Origin of the sequence: Streptomyces sp. 142MFCol3.1 (assembly GCF_000424945.1) — a bacterium.
Lineage (GTDB): Bacteria > Actinomycetota > Actinomycetes > Streptomycetales > Streptomycetaceae > Streptomyces > Streptomyces siamensis.
Window position 1 is genome coordinate 245,544 of record NZ_AUKV01000008.1, and the last position, 19,629, is coordinate 265,172.

A 19,629-nucleotide genomic window follows, 5' to 3' on the forward strand; every position below is an offset into this window, starting at 1 on the left:
CGACCATTCCCCGCCATCCCGATCCCATCGCGTCGAAACCGTTATGCGTTCGACCCATTGACACCTCCCGGGCCGCATCCTTACTGTCACGCCAACATTTCGAACGTGTGACGAAATTTCGAACAGATCCGAAGCACAGGGGGCAACTGCCGTGCGCATCACGGGAATCAGCACACACGTGGTCGGGACGCCCTGGCGGAACCTGACCTACGTCCAGGTGCACACCGACGAGGGCATCACCGGAGTCGGCGAGACCCGCATGCTGGGCCACACCGACGCGCTGATCGGGTATCTGCGGGAGGCGGAGGCCAATCACATTCTCGGCTCCGACCCGTTCGCTGTCGAGGACCTCGTGCGACGGATGAAGTACGGCGACTACGGCCGCGCGGGCGAGATCGTGATGTCCGGTATCGCAGTCGTCGAGATGGCGTGCTGGGACATCAAGGGCAAGGCCCTCGGCGTACCGGTGTGGCAGTTGCTCGGCGGCAAGGTCACCGACAAGGTCAAGGCCTACGCCAACGGCTGGTACACCACCGAGCGGACCCCGGAGGCCTACCACAAGGCCGCACAGGAGGTCATGGCCCGCGGGTACCGGGCCCTGAAGATCGACCCCTTCGGCACCGGGCACTTCGAGCTCGACCACGAACAGAGCCTGTACGCCGTCTCGCTCATCGAGGCCGTGCGGGACGCCATCGGACCCGACGCCGAGCTGATGCTGGAGATGCACGGCCGCTTCTCGCCCGCCACCGCCATCCGGCTGGCCCGCGAACTCGCCCCCTTCAAGCCCGCCTGGCTGGAGGAGCCGGTCCCGCCGGAGAACCTCAAGGCGCTGGAGAAGGTGGCCGCGAAGGTCGACATCCCGGTCGCCACGGGCGAGCGCATCCACGACCGCATCGAGTTCCGCGAGCTCTTCGAGAGCCAGTCGACGGACATCATCCAGCCCGACGTCGGCCACATCGGCGGCATCTGGGAGACCAGGAAGCTGGCCGCCACCGCCGAGGCGCACTACGTCCTGGTCGCGCCGCACAACGTCGGCGGACCGGTGCTGACCGCCGCCTCGCTCCAGGTCGGCTTCACCGCACCGAACTTCAAGATCCTGGAGCACTTCAACGACTTCGCGGACGCGGAGATCAAGAAGGTCGTGAAGGGGGCCCCGCAGGTCGTCGACGGCTACTTCCAGCTCTCGGACGCGCCCGGACTCGGCGTCGAGCTGGACACCGACGCGGCGGCCGAATTCCCCCAGCAGCAGGCCCGGTTCGACCTGTGGGCGGACGGCTGGGAGCAGCGCAAGCCGAAGGGGGCGCGGTGAGCACCGCGGTCGTCGTCGAGGCGCCGGGCAAGCACCGGCTGGCCCCGCACGAGCCGGTGCGTCCGGCGGCGGGCGAGGCCCTCGTGCGGGTGCACGCGGTCGGGATCTGCGGCTCGGACCGCGAGGTCTACCAGGGCAACCGGCCGGAGGGGTACGTGCGTTACCCCCTGACGCCGGGCCACGAGTGGTCCGGGACGGTCCAGGAGGTGGGCGACGGGGTTCCGGCCTCGCTCGTCGGCCGCAAGGTCGTCGGTGAGGGCTTCCGCAACTGCCAGGTCTGCGACCGCTGCCACGCGGGCGAGACCACGCTGTGCACGGCCGGGTACGAGGAGACCGGGTTCACCGAGCCGGGCGCGATGGCGGCCACACTGACCCTCCCGGCCCGGCTGCTGCACGTCCTGCCGGACGACGCCGACCTGACGGCCGCCGCCCTGCTGGAGCCGGCCGCCTGCGTCGCCGCCGCGGCGATCAAGGCGAACTCTCGGCCCGGCGAGCGGGTCGCGGTGGTGGGCACGGGGACGCTCGGGATGTTCGCCGTGCAGTTCCTCGCGGCGGGCTCCCCGGCCGACCTCCTCGTGGTGGGCACCCGCTCGGACCGGGCGGCACTGTCCAGGGACTTCGGCGCCACGGACTTCCGCACCCGGGACCAGGAACTGCCCGGTGACTTCGACGTCGTCGTCGAGACCGCCGGGTCGGCGTCCGCCGCGCGTACCGCCGCCTCCCTGCTCCGGCGCGGCGGTCGCCTGGTCCTGACCGGGATCCCGGCGCCGGGTGCCGAAGGACTCGACCCGACCGACCTCGTCGTACGGCAACTGGAGGTGCACACCGTGTTCGGGGCGCCGCCGGAGGCTTGGGCGCACACGGTGCGGGTGTTCGGCGCCGGACTGCTGAACCCGTTGCCGCTGGTCACGCACGAGCTGCCGCTCGCCGAGTTCCCGCAGGCCATCGAGCTGGTGGGCTCGGGCGACCCCAAGGTCGGAAAGGTTCTGCTGCGCCCCTGAGCGCGTCGTCCCGCGCCCCAGATCAGTACGCCGGTACGGGGTTCCTGACGCTCCGTACCGGCGTACACCCACCGACACGAACCTTGTTCGAGATATCGAACGTACGCATCGCACAACCGACGAACGCGAAGGACAGCTCGTGACCGACGCCGCACCCACGGCAGCCCGTCGACCCGGTGAGCAGGCGCTCGCCGCGCTCGGCCTGGGCGCGCCCGCCCCCTCACCCGCCGACGCCTCGCCGCACGCCTTCCCGGGGGGCGGCCGCTGGCGCACCGAGGTTCCCTCCGTGGAGGGGCCCGAGGCCCTCGCCGTCGTCCTCAAGGAGTCCTCGCGGCTCGACGTGCCGATCCACCGGATCAGCCAGGGCAGCGGCGTCTGGATGCTGACCGACGCCGAGATCACCGAGATGGTCGAGGCCACCGCCGAACGCGACATCGAGCTCTGCCTGTTCACCGGACCGCGCGGCACCTGGGACATCGGCGCATCCGTGCGCACCGACTCCCGCGGAGCCGGGCTGCGTGCCCGGGGCCACGACGCGGTCGCCGGCTGCGTCGAGGACGCCGTCCGGGCCACCGCGCTGGGCGTCAAGTGCCTCCTCGTCGCCGACGAGGGCGTGCTGTGGACGCTGCACCGGGCACGTGAGGCCGGCATCGTCCCGGCCGACACGACCCTCAAGGTCTCGGCACTGATCGGCCCCGTCAACCCGGCCTCGTACGCCGTGTACGAGAACCTCGGGGCCGACTCGGTCAACGTGCCCAGCGATCTGACGCTCGATCACCTCACCGAGATCCGGCGGGTCTCCGCCGCCCCCATGGACATGTACATCGAGGCCCCCGACGACCTCGGCGGGTACGTGCGGATGTACGAGGTCGCCGAGCTCATCCGGCGCGGCGCACCGCTCTACCTGAAGTTCGGTCTGTCCAAGGCACCCGGGATCTACCCGTACGGCACCCATCTGCGGGACCTGACCCTGGACACCGCCCGGGAGCGGGTGCGGCGCGGCCGGCTCGCTCTCGACCTGCTCGCCCGGCACGGCGCGGACGGCGACATGGCGCCGCTCGGCTCCCGGCTGCCCGGCCCGCTCAACCGCTTTCCCACCGACGTCTGACACGCCTTCACCGCCCTCTCAACGACGAGAAGAACAAGGACTGATCACCATGCGCAACCGCAGAGCCGCCCTCGCCGCCATCGCCGGAGCCGCCTCGCTCGCCCTCACGCTGTCCGCCTGCGGCCAGAACAGCGAGGGCGGCAGCAACGAGAGCAAGGGCAGCGCGAAGGGCGGCACCATCGGCATCGCGATGCCGACCAAGTCCTCCGAGCGCTGGATCGCCGACGGCAAGAACGTGGTCAAGAACCTGGAGTCCAAGGGCTACAAGACCAAGCTGGTCTACGGCGAGGACGACCCGGACCAGCAGGTCTCGCAGATCGAGAACCTGATCACGCAGGGCGTGAAGGCCATCATCGTCGCCGCGATCGACAACAAGTCGCTGAACAACGTCCTCCAGCAGGCCGCCGACGCCGACATCCCGGTCATCGCCTACGACCGGCTGATCCTCGGCACCAAGAACGTCGACTACTACGCGTCCTTCGACAACACCAAGGTCGGCGAGCTGCAGGCCAACTACATCGTCGACAAGCTCGGCCTGAAGAGCGGCAAGGGCCCGTTCAACATCGAGCTGTTCGCCGGCTCCAACGACGACAACAACACCAAGTACTTCTTCAACGGCGCCATGAGCGTCCTGCAGCCGTACATCGACAGCAAGAAGCTGGTCGTCCAGTCCGGCCAGACCGGTCTGACCCAGGTCACCACCCTGCGCTGGGACGGCGCCACCGCGCAGAAGCGCATGGACGACATCCTCACCAAGTCGTACCAGAGCAAGAAGGTCGACGCGGTCCTCTCGCCGTACGACGGCATCTCGATCGGCATCCTGTCGGCGCTGAAGTCGGACGACTACGACTCCAAGAGCAAGCCGCTGCCCGTCGTCACCGGTCAGGACGCCGAACTGGCCTCGGTCAAGTCGATCATCGCGGGCGAGCAGACGCAGACCGTCTACAAGGACACCCGTGAGCTGGCCAAGGTCGCCTCGACCATGGTCGACGACGTCCTGAACGGCAAGAAGCCGCAGACCAACGACACCAAGACGTACGACAACGGCGCCAAGGTCGTCCCCGCCTACCTGCTCCAGCCGGTGAGCGTCGACAAGAGCAACTACAAGCAGGTCCTCATCGACGGCGGCTACTACACGGAGGACGAGCTCAACTAACCGCCGGTCCCATCGATTTCCCACTGACTGGAAGGCACGACCATGGCGGGACCCGTCCTGGAAATGCGCTCGATCGTCAAGACCTTTCCCGGTGTCAAAGCGCTGTCGGACGTCACGCTGACCGTCCGCCAGGGCGAGGTCCACGCCATCTGCGGGGAGAACGGCGCCGGCAAGTCCACCTTGATGAAGGTGCTCTCCGGCGTCCATCCGCACGGCAGTTACGAAGGCGAGATCCTCTTCGAGGAGGAGCTCTGCCGCTTCAAGGACATCCGGGCGAGCGAGCACCACGGCATCGTCATCATCCACCAGGAGCTGGCCCTGGTGCCGTACCTCTCCCTCGCGGAGAACATCTTCCTCGGCAACGAGCACGCCAAGGGCGGGCTCATCAACTGGAACGAGACCCTGCGGCACGCCACCGAGCTGCTGCGCCGGGTCGGTCTCGACGACCACCCCGAGACCCGCGTCGCGGACATCGGCGTGGGCAAGCAGCAGCTCGTCGAGATCGCCAAGGCGCTGTCGAAGAAGGTCAAGCTGCTCATCCTGGACGAGCCGACAGCTGCCCTGAACGACGAGGACAGCGGCAAACTCCTGGATCTCATCCTGGAGTTGAAGAATCAGGGCATCACCTCGATCATCATCTCGCACAAGCTCAACGAGATCCGCCGGGTCGCCGACTCGGTGACCATCCTCCGCGACGGCCGGTCCATCGAGACGCTCGACGTGAAGGCGCCCGAGACAACCGAGGACCGGATCATCAGCGGCATGGTCGGCCGTGACCTGGACCACCGTTTCCCCGACCGCACCGCGTACGACGGTGAGGCGGACGCGGCCCCGGCCCTGGAGATCCGCGACTGGACGGTGCACCACCCCATCGACCAGCAGCGCAAGGTGGTCGACAACGTGTCGATCAACGTGCGGCGCGGGGAGATCGTCGGCATCGCCGGACTGATGGGCGCCGGCCGCACCGAGCTGGCGATGAGCGTCTTCGGACGCACCTACGGCCGGCACGCGGGCGGCACGGTCCTCAAGGACGGCCGGGAGATCCGTACGAAGACCGTCGCCGAGGCGGTCGGACACGGCATCGCGTACGTCACCGAGGACCGCAAGCACTACGGCCTCAACCTCATCGACACCATCAACCGCAACATCTCGCTGACGGCCCTGAAGAAGGTCGCCCGGCGCGGGGTGGTCGACGAGCACGAGGAACGGCAGGTCGCCGAGGGCTACCGCACGTCCATGAACATCAAGGCGCCCACCGTCTTCGAGCCGGTGGGCAAGCTGTCCGGCGGCAACCAGCAAAAGGTCGTCCTCAGCAAGTGGATCTTCGCCGGTCCGGACGTGCTGATCCTGGACGAGCCCACCCGCGGCATCGACGTCGGCGCCAAGTACGAGATCTACACGGTCATCGACCAGCTGGCCGCCCAGGGCAAGGCGGTCGTCTTCATCTCCTCCGAGCTGCCCGAGCTGCTCGGCATGTGCGACCGCATCTACACCATGGCCGCCGGGCGGCTCACCGGCGAGGTCCCGCGGGCCGAGGCCACGCAGGAAGTGCTGATGCGCCAGATGACGAAGGACAAAGAGGTAACCCGATGAGTACGGATGTGACCGCCAAGAGCCCGGCCCCGGCGCCGGCCGGGAAGAGCGGGGACTCGGCCGGGGGCGGCGGACTGCTCCAGCTGATGCTGGACGGACTGCGCCGCAACATGCGCCAGTACGGCATGCTGATCGCCCTCGGCCTGATCGTCGCCCTGTTCGCGGTCTGGACCGACGGCGACCTCCTGCTGCCGCGCAACGTCTCCAACCTGGTGCTCCAGAACAGCTACATCCTGATCCTCGCGATCGGCATGATGCTGGTGATCATCGCGGGCCACATCGACCTGTCGGTCGGTTCGCTCACGGCGTTCGTGGGCTCCTTCGCCGCCGTGCTGACGGTGCAGCACAGCGTGGCGTGGCCGCTGGCCCTCGTGCTGTGCCTGGTGGTGGGCGCGGTGGCGGGCTCGGTCCAGGGATTCCTGATCGCCTATCTCGGCATACCGTCGTTCATCGTCACCCTCGCGGGCATGCTGCTCTTCCGCGGCCTGACGGAGATCCTGCTGAAGGGCCAGACCCTCGGCCCCTTCCCGGACGGGCTGCAGAAGATGGGCAACGGCTTCCTGCCGGAGGTCGGCCCGGACACCAACTACCACAACATCACGCTGCTCCTCGGCCTCGCGCTGATCGTCTTCGCGGTGCTCCAGGAGGTCCGCGACCGCAAGCGGCAGCAGGAGTTCTCGCTGGAGGTGCTGCCGCGCAACATCTTCCTGCTGAAGCTCGTCGCCATCGTCGCGGCGATCCTCGTGGTCACGATGCTGCTCGCCAGCTACAAGGGTGCCCCGATCGTGCTGATCATCCTCGGCGTGCTGGTGGTCGGCTACGGCTATGTGATGCGCAACGCGGTCTTCGGCCGCCACATCTACGCGATCGGCGGCAACCTGCCGGCGGCGAAGCTGTCCGGCGTCAAGGACAAGAAGGTCACCTTCTACGTCTTCCTGAACATGGGCGTGCTCGCGGCCCTGGCGGGTCTGGTGGTCGCCGCCCGTCTGAACGCGGCCTCGCCGAAGGCGGGCCTGAACTTCGAACTCGAGGCCATCGCCTCGTCGTTCATCGGCGGCGCGTCCATGAGCGGCGGTGTCGGCACCGTCCTCGGCGCGATCATCGGTGGTCTCGTGCTCGGTGTGCTGAACAACGGCATGAACCTCCTGAGCGTCGGCACCGACTGGCAACAGGTCATCAAGGGCCTGGCCCTGCTGGCCGCGGTCGGCTTCGACGTGTGGAACAAGCGCAAGTCCGGTTCATAAGTCAGCTCGGGCCCCGCACCACGGTGCGGGGCCCGACCTTCATCGGGCGAGTGAGCCGAAGGGCCGTCGGCACCCCGCACGGACCCCCCTGAGGCGAACCGCCCCAAAAAGGGAGAGCCGCACAATGGAACTGAACAGACGCACGGTCATTGCAGGCGCGGCGGCCGCGGGCCTCGCCGCCACCACCCTCGGCACGGGCTCGGCCGAGGCCGCCCCGGGCGGCAGGAAGCCGGTCAAGGAGCTCTTCGGGAAGCTCGCCGACGGCACCAAGGTCCACCGCTGGTCGCTGGAGAACGGCGGCACCCGGCTGAAGGTCCTCAGCTGGGGCGGTGTCGTCCAGAGCCTGGAGCTCCCCGACCGGCACGGCCAGTACGCCAACGTCTCCCTCGGCTTCGACAACATCGACGACTACGTGGCGAAGACCCCGTACTTCGGCGCCCTGATCGGCCGTTACGGAAACCGCATCGGCAAGGGGCAGTTCACGCTGGACGGCACCGCGTACCAGCTGTCCGTGAACGACGGCGTGAACAGCCTGCACGGCGGGACCAAGGGCTTCGACAAGCACGTCTGGGACGTCGAGCCGTTCACCAAGGGCTCCGACGTGGGACTGCACCTGTACTACGTCAGCATCGACGGGGAGATGGGCTACCCGGGCACGCTCCGCACGAAGGTGACGTACACCCTCACCCGGGACGGCGACTGGCGTATCGACTACGAGGCCACCACCGACAGGGCCACCGTCGTCAACCTGACCAGCCATGTCTACTGGAACCTGGCCGGCGAGGGCAGCGGCTCGATCGAGAACCACGAGCTCGCGATCGCCGCCTCCCGCTACACGCCCACCGACTCGGGGCTGATCCCCACCGGTGAGCTGGCGAAGGTCTCCGGCACCCCCTTCGACTTCCGCCGGGCCAAGGCGATCGGCCGGGACATCCGGGCCGCGCACCCGCAGCAGGTCACCGCCAAGGGCTACGACCACAACTGGGTGCTGGACAAGGGCATCACGGCGCGGCCCGAGCACGTGGCGACCCTGCGCGACCCGTCCTCCGGCCGCACCCTGAGCATCGCCAGCGACCAGCCTGGCCTGCAGTTCTACTCCGGCAACTTCCTCGACGGCACCCTCGTCGGGACGGGCGGCCACGTCTACCGGCAGGGCGACGCGCTGTGCCTGGAGACCCAGCACTTCCCGGACTCGCCGAACCAGCCCGCGTTCCCCTCCACGGTGCTGCGGCCCGGCCGGACGTACCGGACGAGCACGGTCCACTCGTTCGGCTCGTGACCCGGCTTCACAGCGGGTTCACAATCTCCACACGACTTCCCATCGATTGAACAGCGCCACCCCCGTATCCGTATGGAAGGGCGGCCCGTGCTCCCCCGCGCGGGCCACCCACAAGACGGAGGGCCCGTTCTCCCCGACGGTCCGCCCCCTACGGAGGTTCCATGGCCGGCAATGTCACCTCGCTCTTTCGCGGCACCGCGGCGCACAGCCCGTCGATGGCCGCACTGACGCGGGAAAGTGACGGCGCCGGCCCCGTGGACTTCTGCATCCCGTGCAACCCGTACTTCCCCACGCCCGCGATGTTCGACGAACTGGCGGGCCGGCTGCGCGAGATCATCACCTACTACCCGAGCAGCGCCGACACCATCACCGCCGAACTGTGCTCGCTGCTCCAGCTCCCGCCGCAGTGCGTCGCGATGGGCAACGGCTCCACCGAGCTCATCACGTGGATCGACCACCTCCTCGTCCGCGAGTCCCTCGCGATCCCCGTCCCCACCTTCGGCCGCTGGACCGACCAGCCGATGGAGACCGGCAAGCGGGTCGACATGTTCCCGCTCCAGGAATCCGCCGGATTCGCCCTCGACCTCGCCGCCTACGCGGATTTCATCCGCGCCCGCGGCACCCGGGTCGCCGTGCTGTGCAACCCGAACAACCCCGACGGCGGTTTCCTGCAGCGCCACTCCGTCGTCCAGTTCATGGACGCCATGGCGGACCTGGACCTCGTCGTCATCGACGAGTCGTTCCTGGAGTTCGCCGACGCGGAGTCCGACCCCAGCGTGGTCGAGGACGCGGTGATGCGGCCCAACGTCATCGTGCTGCGCAGCCTCGGCAAGAACTTCGGTCTGCACGGCATCCGCTTCGGCTACCTCGTCGCCAACCCCGCCCTCGCCGGCAAGATCCGCTCGATGCTGCCCAAGTGGAACCTCAACTCCTTCGCGGAGACCGTGGTGTTCATGCTCAGGGAGCACGGCGCCGAGTACATGGAGAGCCTGCACATGGTCCGCCGCGACCGGCTCGACATGGCCCGCCATCTCTCCGCGCTGCCCGGTCTGACGGTCTATCCGTCCCAGGGCAACTTCCTGTTCGTGCGCCTGCCCGTGGGCGCCGAAGGCACCGTGGTCCGGGACCGGCTGCTGACCGAGCACCGGATCCTGGTCCGCGAGTGCGGGAACAAGATCGGATCGTCCAGCCGCTTCCTGAGACTCGTGGTGCGCCCCCAGGTTGACGTGCGTCGCCTGGTGTCCGGCCTGGAACAGGTGCTCTACGGGACCAGGAGGGGAGCCGCCGTGCCCGAGCTGGGCACAGGGACCAGCTACAGCTCGGGCACGGCGGCGGTGGACCGCCTCGTCGGCGCCACCAACGGGGGCGGGATGCAGGGGCTGGCCGCGCAGGCGAACGCCTGGCCGGGACCGGCCCCCGTCCAGCCCGGGCCGCCGCCCGTCCTGCCCGCTCCCCAGCCCGCCCCGAGCCTGCCCGCACCGCAGCCGCAGCCGCTGCCCCAGCCCCAGCCCCTGCCGCAGCCCGCTCCCCAGCCGGCGCCCGCGGCGGCGTCGAACTTCCCGGCCGCGCAGCCCGGCCCGCAGTTCCCCGCCCAGTCGACGGCCTGGCCGACGCCCGCCGCCGCGCAGCTGCCCGGCACCGTCGCGAGCCCGGCACCGGCCCCCGCGCCGGCCATGCCCGCCCCGGCCGAGGGGCTCCAGCCCATCGGCCAGACCGGCATGCCGGGGATGAACAGGGCGGCCTCCCCCCTCGGCGCGCAGGGCGGGCTGACGGCGGCTCAGGTCCGCGGCCGGACCCAGCCGGAACCACCACCCCGGTCACAGCCCCCGCAGACGACCGGCTGGCCCGCCGTGGGCGCCATGCTCTACAACCGGGCCGGCTGACACCCGAAGCCCGGGACACACATCCGGCCGGGCGTCGTCCCGCACCGTTTCCCTTCGGTGCCGCGGCGCGCGGCTGCACCGCCACGGGCTCCCGCTCCTCGGCCCGCGCCCGGCGGCACGCTCCCCGCGGTGGGCGCGCACCGAGTGGCCGAGGGCGGCGGCCCACAGCCCGAACAGCGCGACTTGGACCGGGCGCCGAAGGCGTCCGGCACGCCGGCCCACCCGCTCCCGAGCAGCGTGCGAACGTCGGTGACGACGATGACTTCGCCCCCGCAGGGGCGGGGAGAATCGGCCTGACCGGCCTCGTCCTCGAACGCCGGACGGGCCGAAAGGTGCTCTCCGCCCTCAAGGCGGGGACGGGGTTAAGGCCGGCCCCGGGCGGGACGGAGACCACCGCCGGACGGGCCAACGACTGGACCTCAGCCCCACTTCCACTCGCACTCCGCCCCCTCATCGAAGAGGCCGTGCCGGTGCGTCACATGCCCGGTGCGGACGACGACACGAACCCACCGCACCGACACACCGGACCACACAACCGCTGCAACGGGCGGATCGCCGGCGCGGACCCGACCCGCCCACCGGACAGGCGCCGCCACCCCCGCCCGGATCTCGGCCGTGGAAGGCGTGCAGGGGTGCGCAAAGGCGTGCGGGCGAGCGCGGGCCACGCCCGGCACCGGCCGCCGTCCCGCCGCGCGGAGGCCACCGGTACCGCCCGTACCGCGTAATCCGCCCGCGCCGGGAACCTCATATGACCAGTGTGGGACCCCCCGCTGTGGACAATGGCCGCACCCTCCCCCAGCCCTCGGTCACGCACGGACAGGATCGGGCAAACCAGGACAGGGGGATACCCGTCGCCGTCCCCGGGAGAACCCGCATGGTGTTGAGCAGACGTACCTTCAGCGCATTCGCCGGCTCGGCCGCACTCGGCTTCCCCCTGAGCGGCAGCGTGAGCAGTGAGGCGTCCGCGGCCGGAAGGGCGCCCCTCGCTCCCACAGGGCCCGCGCCGGGCCCGCCCGCGGCCGACGGCAGGACGCACACCGTCGGCTTCGACCGGTACTCGATGCTCGTCGACGGCAGGCGCCTGGTGCTCTGGTCGGGCGAGGTGCACCCCTTCCGGCTGCCCAGCCCGTCCCTGTGGCGGGACGTCCTGGAGAAGCTGCGCGCCCACGGCTACAACACGATCAGCGTCTACGTGTCGTGGAACTACCACTCCGCCGCCCCGGGGTCGTACGACTTCACGGGGGTCCGCGACCTCGACCTGTTCCTGCGGACGGCCGCCGAGACCGGCCTGTACGTCATCCTGCGACCCGGCCCCTACATCAACGCCGAGGTCGACGCGGGCGGCTTCCCCGGCTGGCTGACCGTCACCCCGGGCACCGCCCGCACCTCCGACCCGACGTACCTGAAGTACGTCGACGAATGGCTGACCGCCGTCGACCGGATCGCCGTGCGGCACCTCTACACCCACGGTGGCGGCACCGTCGTCCTCTACCAGCTGGAGAACGAGTACGCGGACAACGTCACGAGCCCCCTCGGCCGCGACTACATGACCCATCTGTACGCCAAGGTCCGCGCCGACGGCATCGACGTGCCGCTGTTCCACAACGACAAGGGCAGGAACGGCCACTGGGCGCCCGGCACCTTCGACACGACCGGCGAGACGGGCCGCTATCTGTACGCCTTCGACGGCTATCCCTCGCCCGCCGGCCAGCCGCCCGACTGGGGATACTTCGGCATCGGCGGCGCCAAGGGCGGCTCGACGGCGAGCCCCGAGACCCCTGGCTTCATGGCCGAGTTCGGGGGCGGCTGGTTCGACCCCTGGGGCGGGGCGGAGTTCGACGGGAAGGGTTACGCCGAATCGCGCCGGACCCGGGACGCCGCGTACGAGCGCCGCTTCTACCTCACCAACCTCGCCAACGGCATCAAGATCCACAACGTCTACATGACGTTCGGCGGCACGTCCTGGGGCTGGCTGCCCGCACCGATCGTCTACACCTCGTACGACTACGGGGCCGCCCTGGACGAGGCTCGCCGGCCCACCGAGAAGCTGATCCCGATGCACCAGATCGGCCAGCTCCTGCACTGTGTGCCCGACCTCGCCAAACTGGACCGGGCGCCGGACGTCACCGTCGGCGACGACCCCGCGGTCAAGGTGTATCCGCTGGTCAACCCGGACACGGGGGCGCGTTTCCTGGTGCTGCGCAACGACTCGTCCTCCGAGACCGTCGTCCAGGTGCCGCTCGCCGGATCGACGGTCCCCGTGCCGGTGCCCGGGCTCGACGCGCGCCTCGTCGCCACCGGGATCTCCCTCGGCCGGCGGACCCTGCGCCACTCCAGCGCCCAGCCGATGCTGTGGCTCACCGCCGGACGCCAGGACATCGCCGTGTTCACCGGACGGCCGGGCGAACCGACGCAGACGGCGATCGAGTGCGCGAGCGAGCCGACGGTCACCGTGCTGGAGGGCAACGCCGGACACGAGTACGCGGACGGCGTGCTCCGCGTGGACGCGCGCCTCGACGGGCTCACCCGGGTCCTCGTGAAGGGCGGCGGCACCGCGGCGCCCCTCCTGCTGCTGCTCGCCGACGACGCGGCCTCGGGCCGGCTGTGGCGGTACGACACCCCGTCCGGACCGGTCCTGGTGCACGGGCCCGCACTGCTGCGCTCGGCCGCCCTGCGCGGTACCGGCGTCCATCTCACCGGCGACACCGTCAAGGCGGCGGACCTGGAGGTGTGGGGTCCGCGCGGGGCGACCGAGGTCGTCTGGAACCGGCGCAGGGTGAAGACGCTGGCCACCCGGTCCGGCAGTCTGCGGGCCGTGCGGCGACTGCCGGGCGTGCCCGCCGTGCCACTGCCCGCACTGACCAACTGGCGCCGGGCCGAGGAGAATCCGGAGTCCGCGGCCGGCTTCGACGACTCGTCGTGGAGGACTGCCGACAAGAAGTCCTCGTTCAGCGTCACCCCGGTCCCCGCCGGGCAGCCCGTGCTGTTCGCCGACGACTACGGCTTCCACTACGGAGACGTCTGGTACCGGGGGCACTTCGCGTCCGCGGGAGGCGCGGAGTCCGTCTCCCTGTCGTACGTCACGGGCACGCAGGGGCTGCTGATGGCCTGGCTGGACGGCGAGCCGCTGGGAACCCACCGCATGCCGGTGCCGGACAGGAAGACGGTCCGGCAGGGCACGTGGGAGGCCACCGCCACCTTCCCCGTCGAGCCGGGGACGCGCGGCCCGCACGTGCTGTCCGTCCTGGTCCGCCGTATGCAGCACGACGAGGACGGCGCGGCCCGCGACACCCACAAGGTGGCCCGCGGGCTGACCGCGGTGAGCTTCGCCGGTGCCTCCCCGGCGCTCACCTGGCGGATCCGGGGCGAGCGCGCGCCCGACCCGGTGCGCGGCCCGCTCAACAACGGCGGCCTGTACGGGGAGCGCCACGGCTGGCATCTGCCCGGCTTCGCGGACGCCGGCTGGAAGGACGTCGATCTCCCGCGGTCCGAACGGCGCCAGGGCGTCGTCTGGTACCGCTCCGACTTCCGGCTCGCCGTCGACACCCGCGTGGACGCGTCGATCGGGCTCACCCTCACCGACGACCCGGCCCGCGCCTACCGGGTGCAGATCTTCCTGAACGGCTGGAACATGGGCCAGTACATCAACGACGTCGGCCCGCAGCACACCTTCGTCCTGCCGAACGGGCTGCTGCGCACCCGGAAGAGAAACACGCTGGCCCTGGCTGTCCTGTCCGACGGGACCACGCCCGCCGGGCCCGGCCAGGTGCGGCTGACGCTGCTCGGCAGCGCGGCCGGAGGAGTGCCGGTGGCCCCGGTGGACTCCCCCGGCCACGCGAAGCGAGGCGCCCGGCGGTGACCCCCGGCCGCGCGGGCCGGGCGGGCGGGTCCTAGCGCAGCCGGATCACGTTCCACGACAGCGGTTCCAGGACGGCGGTCAGCGTGCCGTCCCGGAGCGCCGCCCCGTCGACCGGGTGCGGGGTGACACGCTCCTGGTCGTCGGCGGTGTTGACGGCGTCGGGATCGGTGTCGGACAGCGCGGTGTGCTCGACGACGGTCGTCAGGTCCAGCCGGCTCAGGACGACTTCGAGCGGCAGCGGCGCGGTCCGGTCGCGGTTGACGGCGAACACGGTGACCGAGCCGTCCTCGGCGCGCACCGCGGTGGCGTGCAGCAGGTCCACCTCGCCGTACTTCTTCGTCCGGTACGTCGGCGAGTCCACCCGCACGTCGAGGACCTCACCGCGCCCGTGCTTCGACGCCTGCGCGAACGGGAAGAACGTCGTCTGCCGCCAGGCCGGTCCGTCCGGCTCCGTCATGATCGGCGCGATGACGTTGACGAGCTGGGCGAGACAGGCGACGGTGACCCGGTCCGCGTGCCGCAGCAGTGCGATGAGCAGGGAGCCGAAGACGACGGCGTCCGTGACGGTGTAGACGTCCTCCAGGATGCGCGGTGCCTCCTGCCAGTCCTCGACGGGGTGCGGGTTGGGACGGCTCTGGTACCAGACGTTCCACTCGTCGAAGGAGAGGTTGATCTTCTTGGCGGACTTCAGCCGGGCCCCGACGTGGTCGCAGGTCGCCACGACGTTCTCGATGAAGGACTCGGTGTCGACGGCGGAGGCGAGGAAGGAGTCCCGGTCGCCGTCGGTCTCCTCGTAATAGGCGTGCAGGGAGATGTGGTCGACGAGGTCGTAGGTGTGCTCCAGCACCGTGGCCTCCCATGCGGCGAAGGTCTCCATGCCCTGCCCGGAGGAGCCGCACGCGACAAGTTCGAGGTCCGGTTCGATCTGCCGCATCGCGCGGGCGGTCTCGGCCGCCAGACGGCCGTACTCCTCGGCGGTCTTGTGGCCGGTCTGCCAGGGTCCGTCCATCTCGTTGCCGAGGCACCACAGCCGGATGCCGTACGGGTCCTTGGCCCCGTGCGCGATCCGCAGGTCGGAACGGGCCGTGCCGAAGGGGTGGTTGGCGTACTCCTGGAGTGCCAGGGCCTCGGCGACACCGCGCGTGCCGAGGTTGACCGCCATCATCGGCTCGGCCTGCGGGCCGATCTTCTTCAGGAAGGCGATGTACTCGCCGAGCCCGAAGCGGTTGGTCTCGGTGGAGCGCCAGGCGAGGTCGAGACGGCGGGGCCGCTCCTCGACCGGTCCCACCGAGTCCTCCCAGTTGTAGCCGGAGACGAAGTTGCCGCCGGGGTAGCGGACCGCGGTGACGCCGAGTTCGCGGACGAGCTCCAGCACGTCCGTGCGCAGACCCGCCTCGTCGGCCGAGGGATGGCCCGGCTCGAATATGCCGGTGTAGACGCAGCGGCCGAGGTGCTCGACGAACGAGCCGAACAGCCGGGGGTCGACCGCGCCGACGGTGAAGGCGGGGTCGAGGGCGAAGCGGGCGGTGCGGGGCATGGCTTCCCTCCGGAGAGCTGACGAGCGGCGGGGTCTCACTGGCCGGCGAGGCCGGTGTGGGCGACACCGGCGACGATCTGGCGCTGGAAGAAGACGAAGACGACGACGAGCGGGAGTCCGGCCAGCAGGCCCCCGGCGCGGTGACTCAGGGCCGCCGTCAGCCCGCCGGCGAACAGGTTGACGGTGGACCGGGCGGCCTGGGCACGGCCCCGGGCGACGCTGTCGGCCCGGACGAGCTGGGAGTGGCATGTCTCCGACACCGACGCGACCACGGTGTCCAGGACCTGGTCGTACTCCTGCCGCTCGGGCCGCTCGGGCCGCTCGGGCCGCTCGGGCCGCTCGGGCTCCAGCGTCGCCGGGTCCCCCCGACCGATCAGCAGACCGCGATGCCGGATTGCACCGCCTGTCACCCGGGGGGACGCAGACCTGTGCGTCAGTGTGCGAAAGGTGGCTGCGCCAGCCCCTTTCCGGCGCCGGGGACGACGAGCACCGAGCCGGAGAGCGGGTGCGGGGCGTCCAGGCCCGTGCGGGCCGTGGTGATGTACAGGTCGGTCAGGCCGGGACCGCCGAACGCGCAGGCGGTGGGGCGGCGGACGGGCAGGACGATCACCCGGTCGAGGGTCCCGTCGGGGGCGTAGCGGTGGATCGCCCCGCCGTCCCAGAGGGCCACCCAGACGCACCCCTCGGCGTCGACGGTGAGACCGTCCGGGAAGCCGTCCTCGACGGCCGCCAACTGCCGCCTGTCGTGCGGCAGTCCGTCCGCGTCCACGTCGAAGACGTCGATGCGCCGGGTCGGCGAGTCGATGTAGTACATCAGCCGGCCGTCCGGGCTCCAGCCCGTGCCGTTGCTGACGGCGACGTCGTCGAGGACCGTGCGCACGGCGCCGTCCGGGGTGATCCGGGACAGCGTGCCGCCGCGCGGTGCCTCGTCGTAGCGCATGGTGCCGAACCACAGCGAGCCGTCGGGAGCGACCGCCGCGTCGTTCGCGCGGCGGCCGGGGACCGGCTCCCGGTGCAGCCAGCGGAAGGCCTCCCCCGAGCCGGGCGGGCCGTAGAGCCCGACGCCGTCACGGAGGTTGACGACCAGGCCGCCGCCGGCGCGCGGCTTCGCCGCGCCCACGTGCTGCTCGGTGGTCATGACCGTGCGGCGCCCGGAGGCCGGGGCGTAGGTGTGCACCCGGGACCCGAGGATGTCGACCCAGACGAGCCGCTGGGCGCCCGCGTCCCAGGTGGGGCCCTCTCCGAGGGCGGCGTCCGCGCGGACCGCGACCTCGACGGCGCTCATCCGATGCTCCGGTGACCGAGCCGCTCGGACAGCTCGGCGGCGCCCTTCGCGGCGAGCTGCTCCAGCTCGCCGCGGCGCTCGTCGCTCCAGCGGATCATCGGTACGGAGATGGAGAGCGCGGCGACGACCTGTCCCGTGCGGTCGCGGACGGGGGCGGCGACGCAGCTGACGTCCGGGTTGGACTCGCGGCTCTCCACCGCGATGCCGCGCCGGCGGATCTCGGCGAGGGCCTCGCGCAGGGCGGCGGACTCGGTGATGCTGTTGGGCGTCATCGCGACGAGTTCGGCGTCGTCGGGAACGCGCGAGGTCAGCTCCGGCTCGGAGAGCGAGGCGAGCAGCATCTTGCCCACGGAGGTGCAGTGCGCGGGCAGCCGCCGGCCGGCCGCGGACACCATGCGCACGGCGTGCGTGGAGTCGACCTTCGCGATGTAGATGACGTCGGTGCCTTCGAGGATGGCCACATGCACGGTCTCGTCGCAGGTCTCGGCGACGGAACGGGCCACCTGCTGCCCCTCGGCGGCCAGGTCGAGCTGCTCGGCGTAGCGGCTGCCGAGCTGGTACGGGCGCACACCGAGCCGATAGCGTCCCGGCTGCCCGGGCACCTGGACGATGTACGAACGCGCGGCGAGCGTGGTGACGAGCTCGTGCACGGTGGTGCGGGGCAGTTGTAGTTTGCGCACGATGTCGGGGGCGGAAAGAGTCCCGTCCCCGTCGAGGAAGAGCTCCAGTATGTCCAGAGCCCGGGTCACGGCAGGTACGAGGCGTCCCACAACCGACCCCTCCCTATGTTCGAAATTTCAACAGACGATCGGCATGACGAACACAGGCTAGTCACGTGGGCTCGGCCGGGCAATGCCCGGTGCGGTGGTACCACCGATACCGGGCCGCGGCCGGTGCGACGGCAAGACACCGCCGCCGGCCGGACGGCGGCACGCGGCCTGACCGGCCGGCCCGTCACCCGTCCTCTGCAGGGTGTCCGCTCGTCGCCGGCAACGACGAACGCGCCGCCGCCCTGAGGGACTTCCTGCACATCTACAACCACCGCAGCCGCACCGCGCTCCGCGGCCACCCACCGGTCAGCCGTGTGAACGACGCTGCGGGTCAATACCCCTGGCGGCGGGCTCGGGGGTCGCCGAGTTCGCCGCGCAGGCGCTGGGCCCGCAGTACCAGCTCCAGCTCGAAGCGCCGGTCCGGGTCGTCGATCTCGTCGCCCCACAGTTCCCTGATCTGGCGCAGGCGGTAGCGGACCGTCTGCGGGTGGACGCCGAGGCGGGCGGCCACTTCGGGCGCTCCGCCGCGGGTCTCCAGCCAGGCCAGCAGTGTCTCGGCGAGACGGCGGCCGTGGGTGGGCCCGCAGTGCTCCAGCGGAGCGAGGCACCGCAGCGCCAGGTCGTCGATGAGCTCCTCGGGCTGGAGCAGGACCAGCGCCTCGGTGTGCTCCGTGCAGTGCAGAACCCCTCCGGCCGGCAGCAGCCCCCGCTCCATGAGCCGTACGGCGGCCTCCGCCCAGCGCAGCGACTTCGCCGCTTCGGCCAGCGGCACCGGCGGCCCGATCGCGCCGGCCCAGCCGGTCAGCGCCCGGTCCAGCAACTCCGGCCGGCCGGCGGCGTCGGGCTCGGGCACCACCATGCGGGGCTGCTCGTACTCCATGTCGAGCAGCACGCTCTGTCCCACGGCGGGCGCGACCGCCTCCCTGGCCGGACGCAGCAGCACGCCCACGGCGACCCGGTCGGGCAGGGGCCAGCCGACACGGGCCGCGCGTTCGACGAGCGCCTCGGCCGGGTCGCCCCGGTGGTTGTGCTCGGAGAACAGCAGCTCCATCAGGCGCCGCTGGAGGCGCAGCCGCTCCCCCGCCTGCCGCGCCGCGGCCTCGGCATAGCCCCGTACGGACTGGTCCACCAGGCCGTCCAGGTACTCGTATCCGGCGTCGACGAGCTCGTACATCGCCGGTGGCGGGATGTCGACGCGTTGCCCGATCTCGGCGAACCGCCGCCAGGCGAGTCTGACCCCCAGCCGGTAGATCGCCTGGAGCGAGTCGAGAGTGCGGCCGTGCAGGCCCTCGCCCCGGCCGAACTCCTGGAACACCTCCGGGGGGACGCGAGGCCTGCCCTCGGCCGCCTCCAGTTGCTGCACGAAGACCTCGATGGCACGCCGGATGCCGACGAGGGCCATCGGCTCGCCGGAGTCGTCCAGCACGAGCGGCAGATGCGGGTACTCGCGGCGGATCTCGCGCAGGATCTCCTCGGCGAGCGCGGGCGCCTCGGCCATGGCGATGGCCGCGAACCGGCGCACCTGGAGCCGGGGAACGTCACGCCACGCCGAGCGCACGGCGAGGGGCCCGGGGCGTATCTGCACCACGCGCTCCGCCTCCGGCG

The 19,629-nt window shown here is 71.0% G+C and carries 13 protein-coding genes and 2 pseudogenes; 10 read left to right on the forward strand and 5 right to left on the reverse strand.

Annotated features, from left to right (window positions below; all coding sequences use genetic code 11):
* Nucleotides 1–151: 151 nt before the first annotated feature.
* The 9 genes from H305_RS0114020 to H305_RS0114060 all read left to right on the forward strand — a co-directional run bounded on the left by H305_RS0114020 (nt 152) and on the right by H305_RS0114060 (nt 14,432).
* Nucleotides 152–1,309: a mandelate racemase/muconate lactonizing enzyme family protein gene (locus H305_RS0114020; protein WP_028800954.1), complete on the forward strand. Its 1,158-nt coding sequence runs from the start codon at nt 152–154 to the stop codon at nt 1,307–1,309.
* Nucleotides 1,306–2,310, forward strand: a complete 1,005-nt coding sequence (locus H305_RS0114025; protein WP_028800955.1) for a zinc-dependent alcohol dehydrogenase — start codon at nt 1,306–1,308, stop codon at nt 2,308–2,310. The genes H305_RS0114020 and H305_RS0114025 overlap by 4 nt, the downstream gene beginning before the upstream one ends.
* Nucleotides 2,311–2,449: 139 nt before the next feature.
* Entirely contained in the window at nt 2,450–3,418 is a 969-nt protein-coding gene (locus H305_RS0114030; RefSeq protein WP_028800956.1) for a hypothetical protein, read from the forward strand.
* Between the two features lie 49 nt (nt 3,419–3,467).
* Entirely contained in the window at nt 3,468–4,574 is a 1,107-nt protein-coding gene (gene chvE / locus H305_RS0114035) for a multiple monosaccharide ABC transporter substrate-binding protein (RefSeq protein ID WP_028800957.1), read from the forward strand.
* A gap of 42 nt (nt 4,575–4,616) precedes the next feature.
* A complete protein-coding gene (mmsA, locus tag H305_RS0114040; protein ID WP_028800958.1) occupies nt 4,617–6,167 on the forward strand; it encodes a multiple monosaccharide ABC transporter ATP-binding protein in 1,551 nt (516 codons plus the stop codon).
* Nucleotides 6,164–7,411 (forward strand): multiple monosaccharide ABC transporter permease, encoded by a 1,248-nt coding sequence (gene mmsB / locus H305_RS0114045; protein WP_028800959.1) that lies wholly within the window; start codon nt 6,164–6,166, stop codon nt 7,409–7,411. Before mmsA ends, mmsB begins: the two co-directional genes overlap by 4 nt.
* Before the next feature lie 124 nt (nt 7,412–7,535).
* Complete coding sequence (locus H305_RS0114050) at nt 7,536–8,690, forward strand: aldose epimerase family protein (protein ID WP_028800960.1); 1,155 nt, start codon at nt 7,536–7,538, stop codon at nt 8,688–8,690.
* Nucleotides 8,691–8,851: 161 nt separating this feature from the next.
* A complete protein-coding gene (locus H305_RS0114055) occupies nt 8,852–10,573 on the forward strand; it encodes a pyridoxal phosphate-dependent aminotransferase (RefSeq protein WP_028800961.1) in 1,722 nt (573 codons plus the stop codon).
* Nucleotides 10,574–11,447: 874 nt separating this feature from the next.
* On the forward strand, nt 11,448–14,432 hold the full coding sequence (locus H305_RS0114060; protein WP_028800962.1) for a beta-galactosidase: 2,985 nt from the start codon (nt 11,448–11,450) through the stop codon (nt 14,430–14,432).
* Between the two features lie 31 nt (nt 14,433–14,463).
* On the opposite strand, the gene H305_RS0114065 is transcribed toward H305_RS0114060, so the two are convergent.
* The 4 genes and pseudogenes from H305_RS0114065 to H305_RS0114080 form a co-directional block, all read right to left on the reverse strand.
* Nucleotides 14,464–15,969, reverse strand: coding sequence for an alpha-N-arabinofuranosidase (locus tag H305_RS0114065; RefSeq protein WP_028800963.1), 1,506 nt, complete (start codon nt 15,967–15,969; stop codon nt 14,464–14,466).
* A 35-nt stretch (nt 15,970–16,004) separates the two neighbouring features.
* Nucleotides 16,005–16,106 (reverse strand): annotated as a pseudogene (locus tag H305_RS52365) (carbohydrate ABC transporter permease); the annotation flags it as partial.
* A gap of 296 nt (nt 16,107–16,402) precedes the next feature.
* Nucleotides 16,403–17,254: an SMP-30/gluconolactonase/LRE family protein gene (locus H305_RS0114075; protein WP_028800965.1), complete on the reverse strand. Its 852-nt coding sequence runs from the start codon at nt 17,252–17,254 to the stop codon at nt 16,403–16,405.
* Nucleotides 17,251–18,024, reverse strand: a complete 774-nt coding sequence (locus tag H305_RS0114080; protein WP_028800966.1) for an IclR family transcriptional regulator — start codon at nt 18,022–18,024, stop codon at nt 17,251–17,253. Before H305_RS0114080 ends, H305_RS0114075 begins: the two co-directional genes overlap by 4 nt.
* A gap of 221 nt (nt 18,025–18,245) precedes the next feature.
* Here H305_RS0114080 and H305_RS54740 point away from each other — a divergent pair.
* Nucleotides 18,246–18,362, forward strand: a pseudogene (locus tag H305_RS54740) (IS481 family transposase); the annotation flags it as partial.
* On the opposite strand, the gene H305_RS0114085 reads toward H305_RS54740, so the two are convergent.
* Nucleotides 18,356–19,609, reverse strand: a complete 1,254-nt coding sequence (locus H305_RS0114085) for a PucR family transcriptional regulator (RefSeq protein WP_107440025.1) — start codon at nt 19,607–19,609, stop codon at nt 18,356–18,358. The pseudogene H305_RS54740 and the gene H305_RS0114085 sit on opposite strands and share 7 nt — an antisense overlap.
* Between the last annotated feature and the right edge of the window lie 20 nt (nt 19,610–19,629).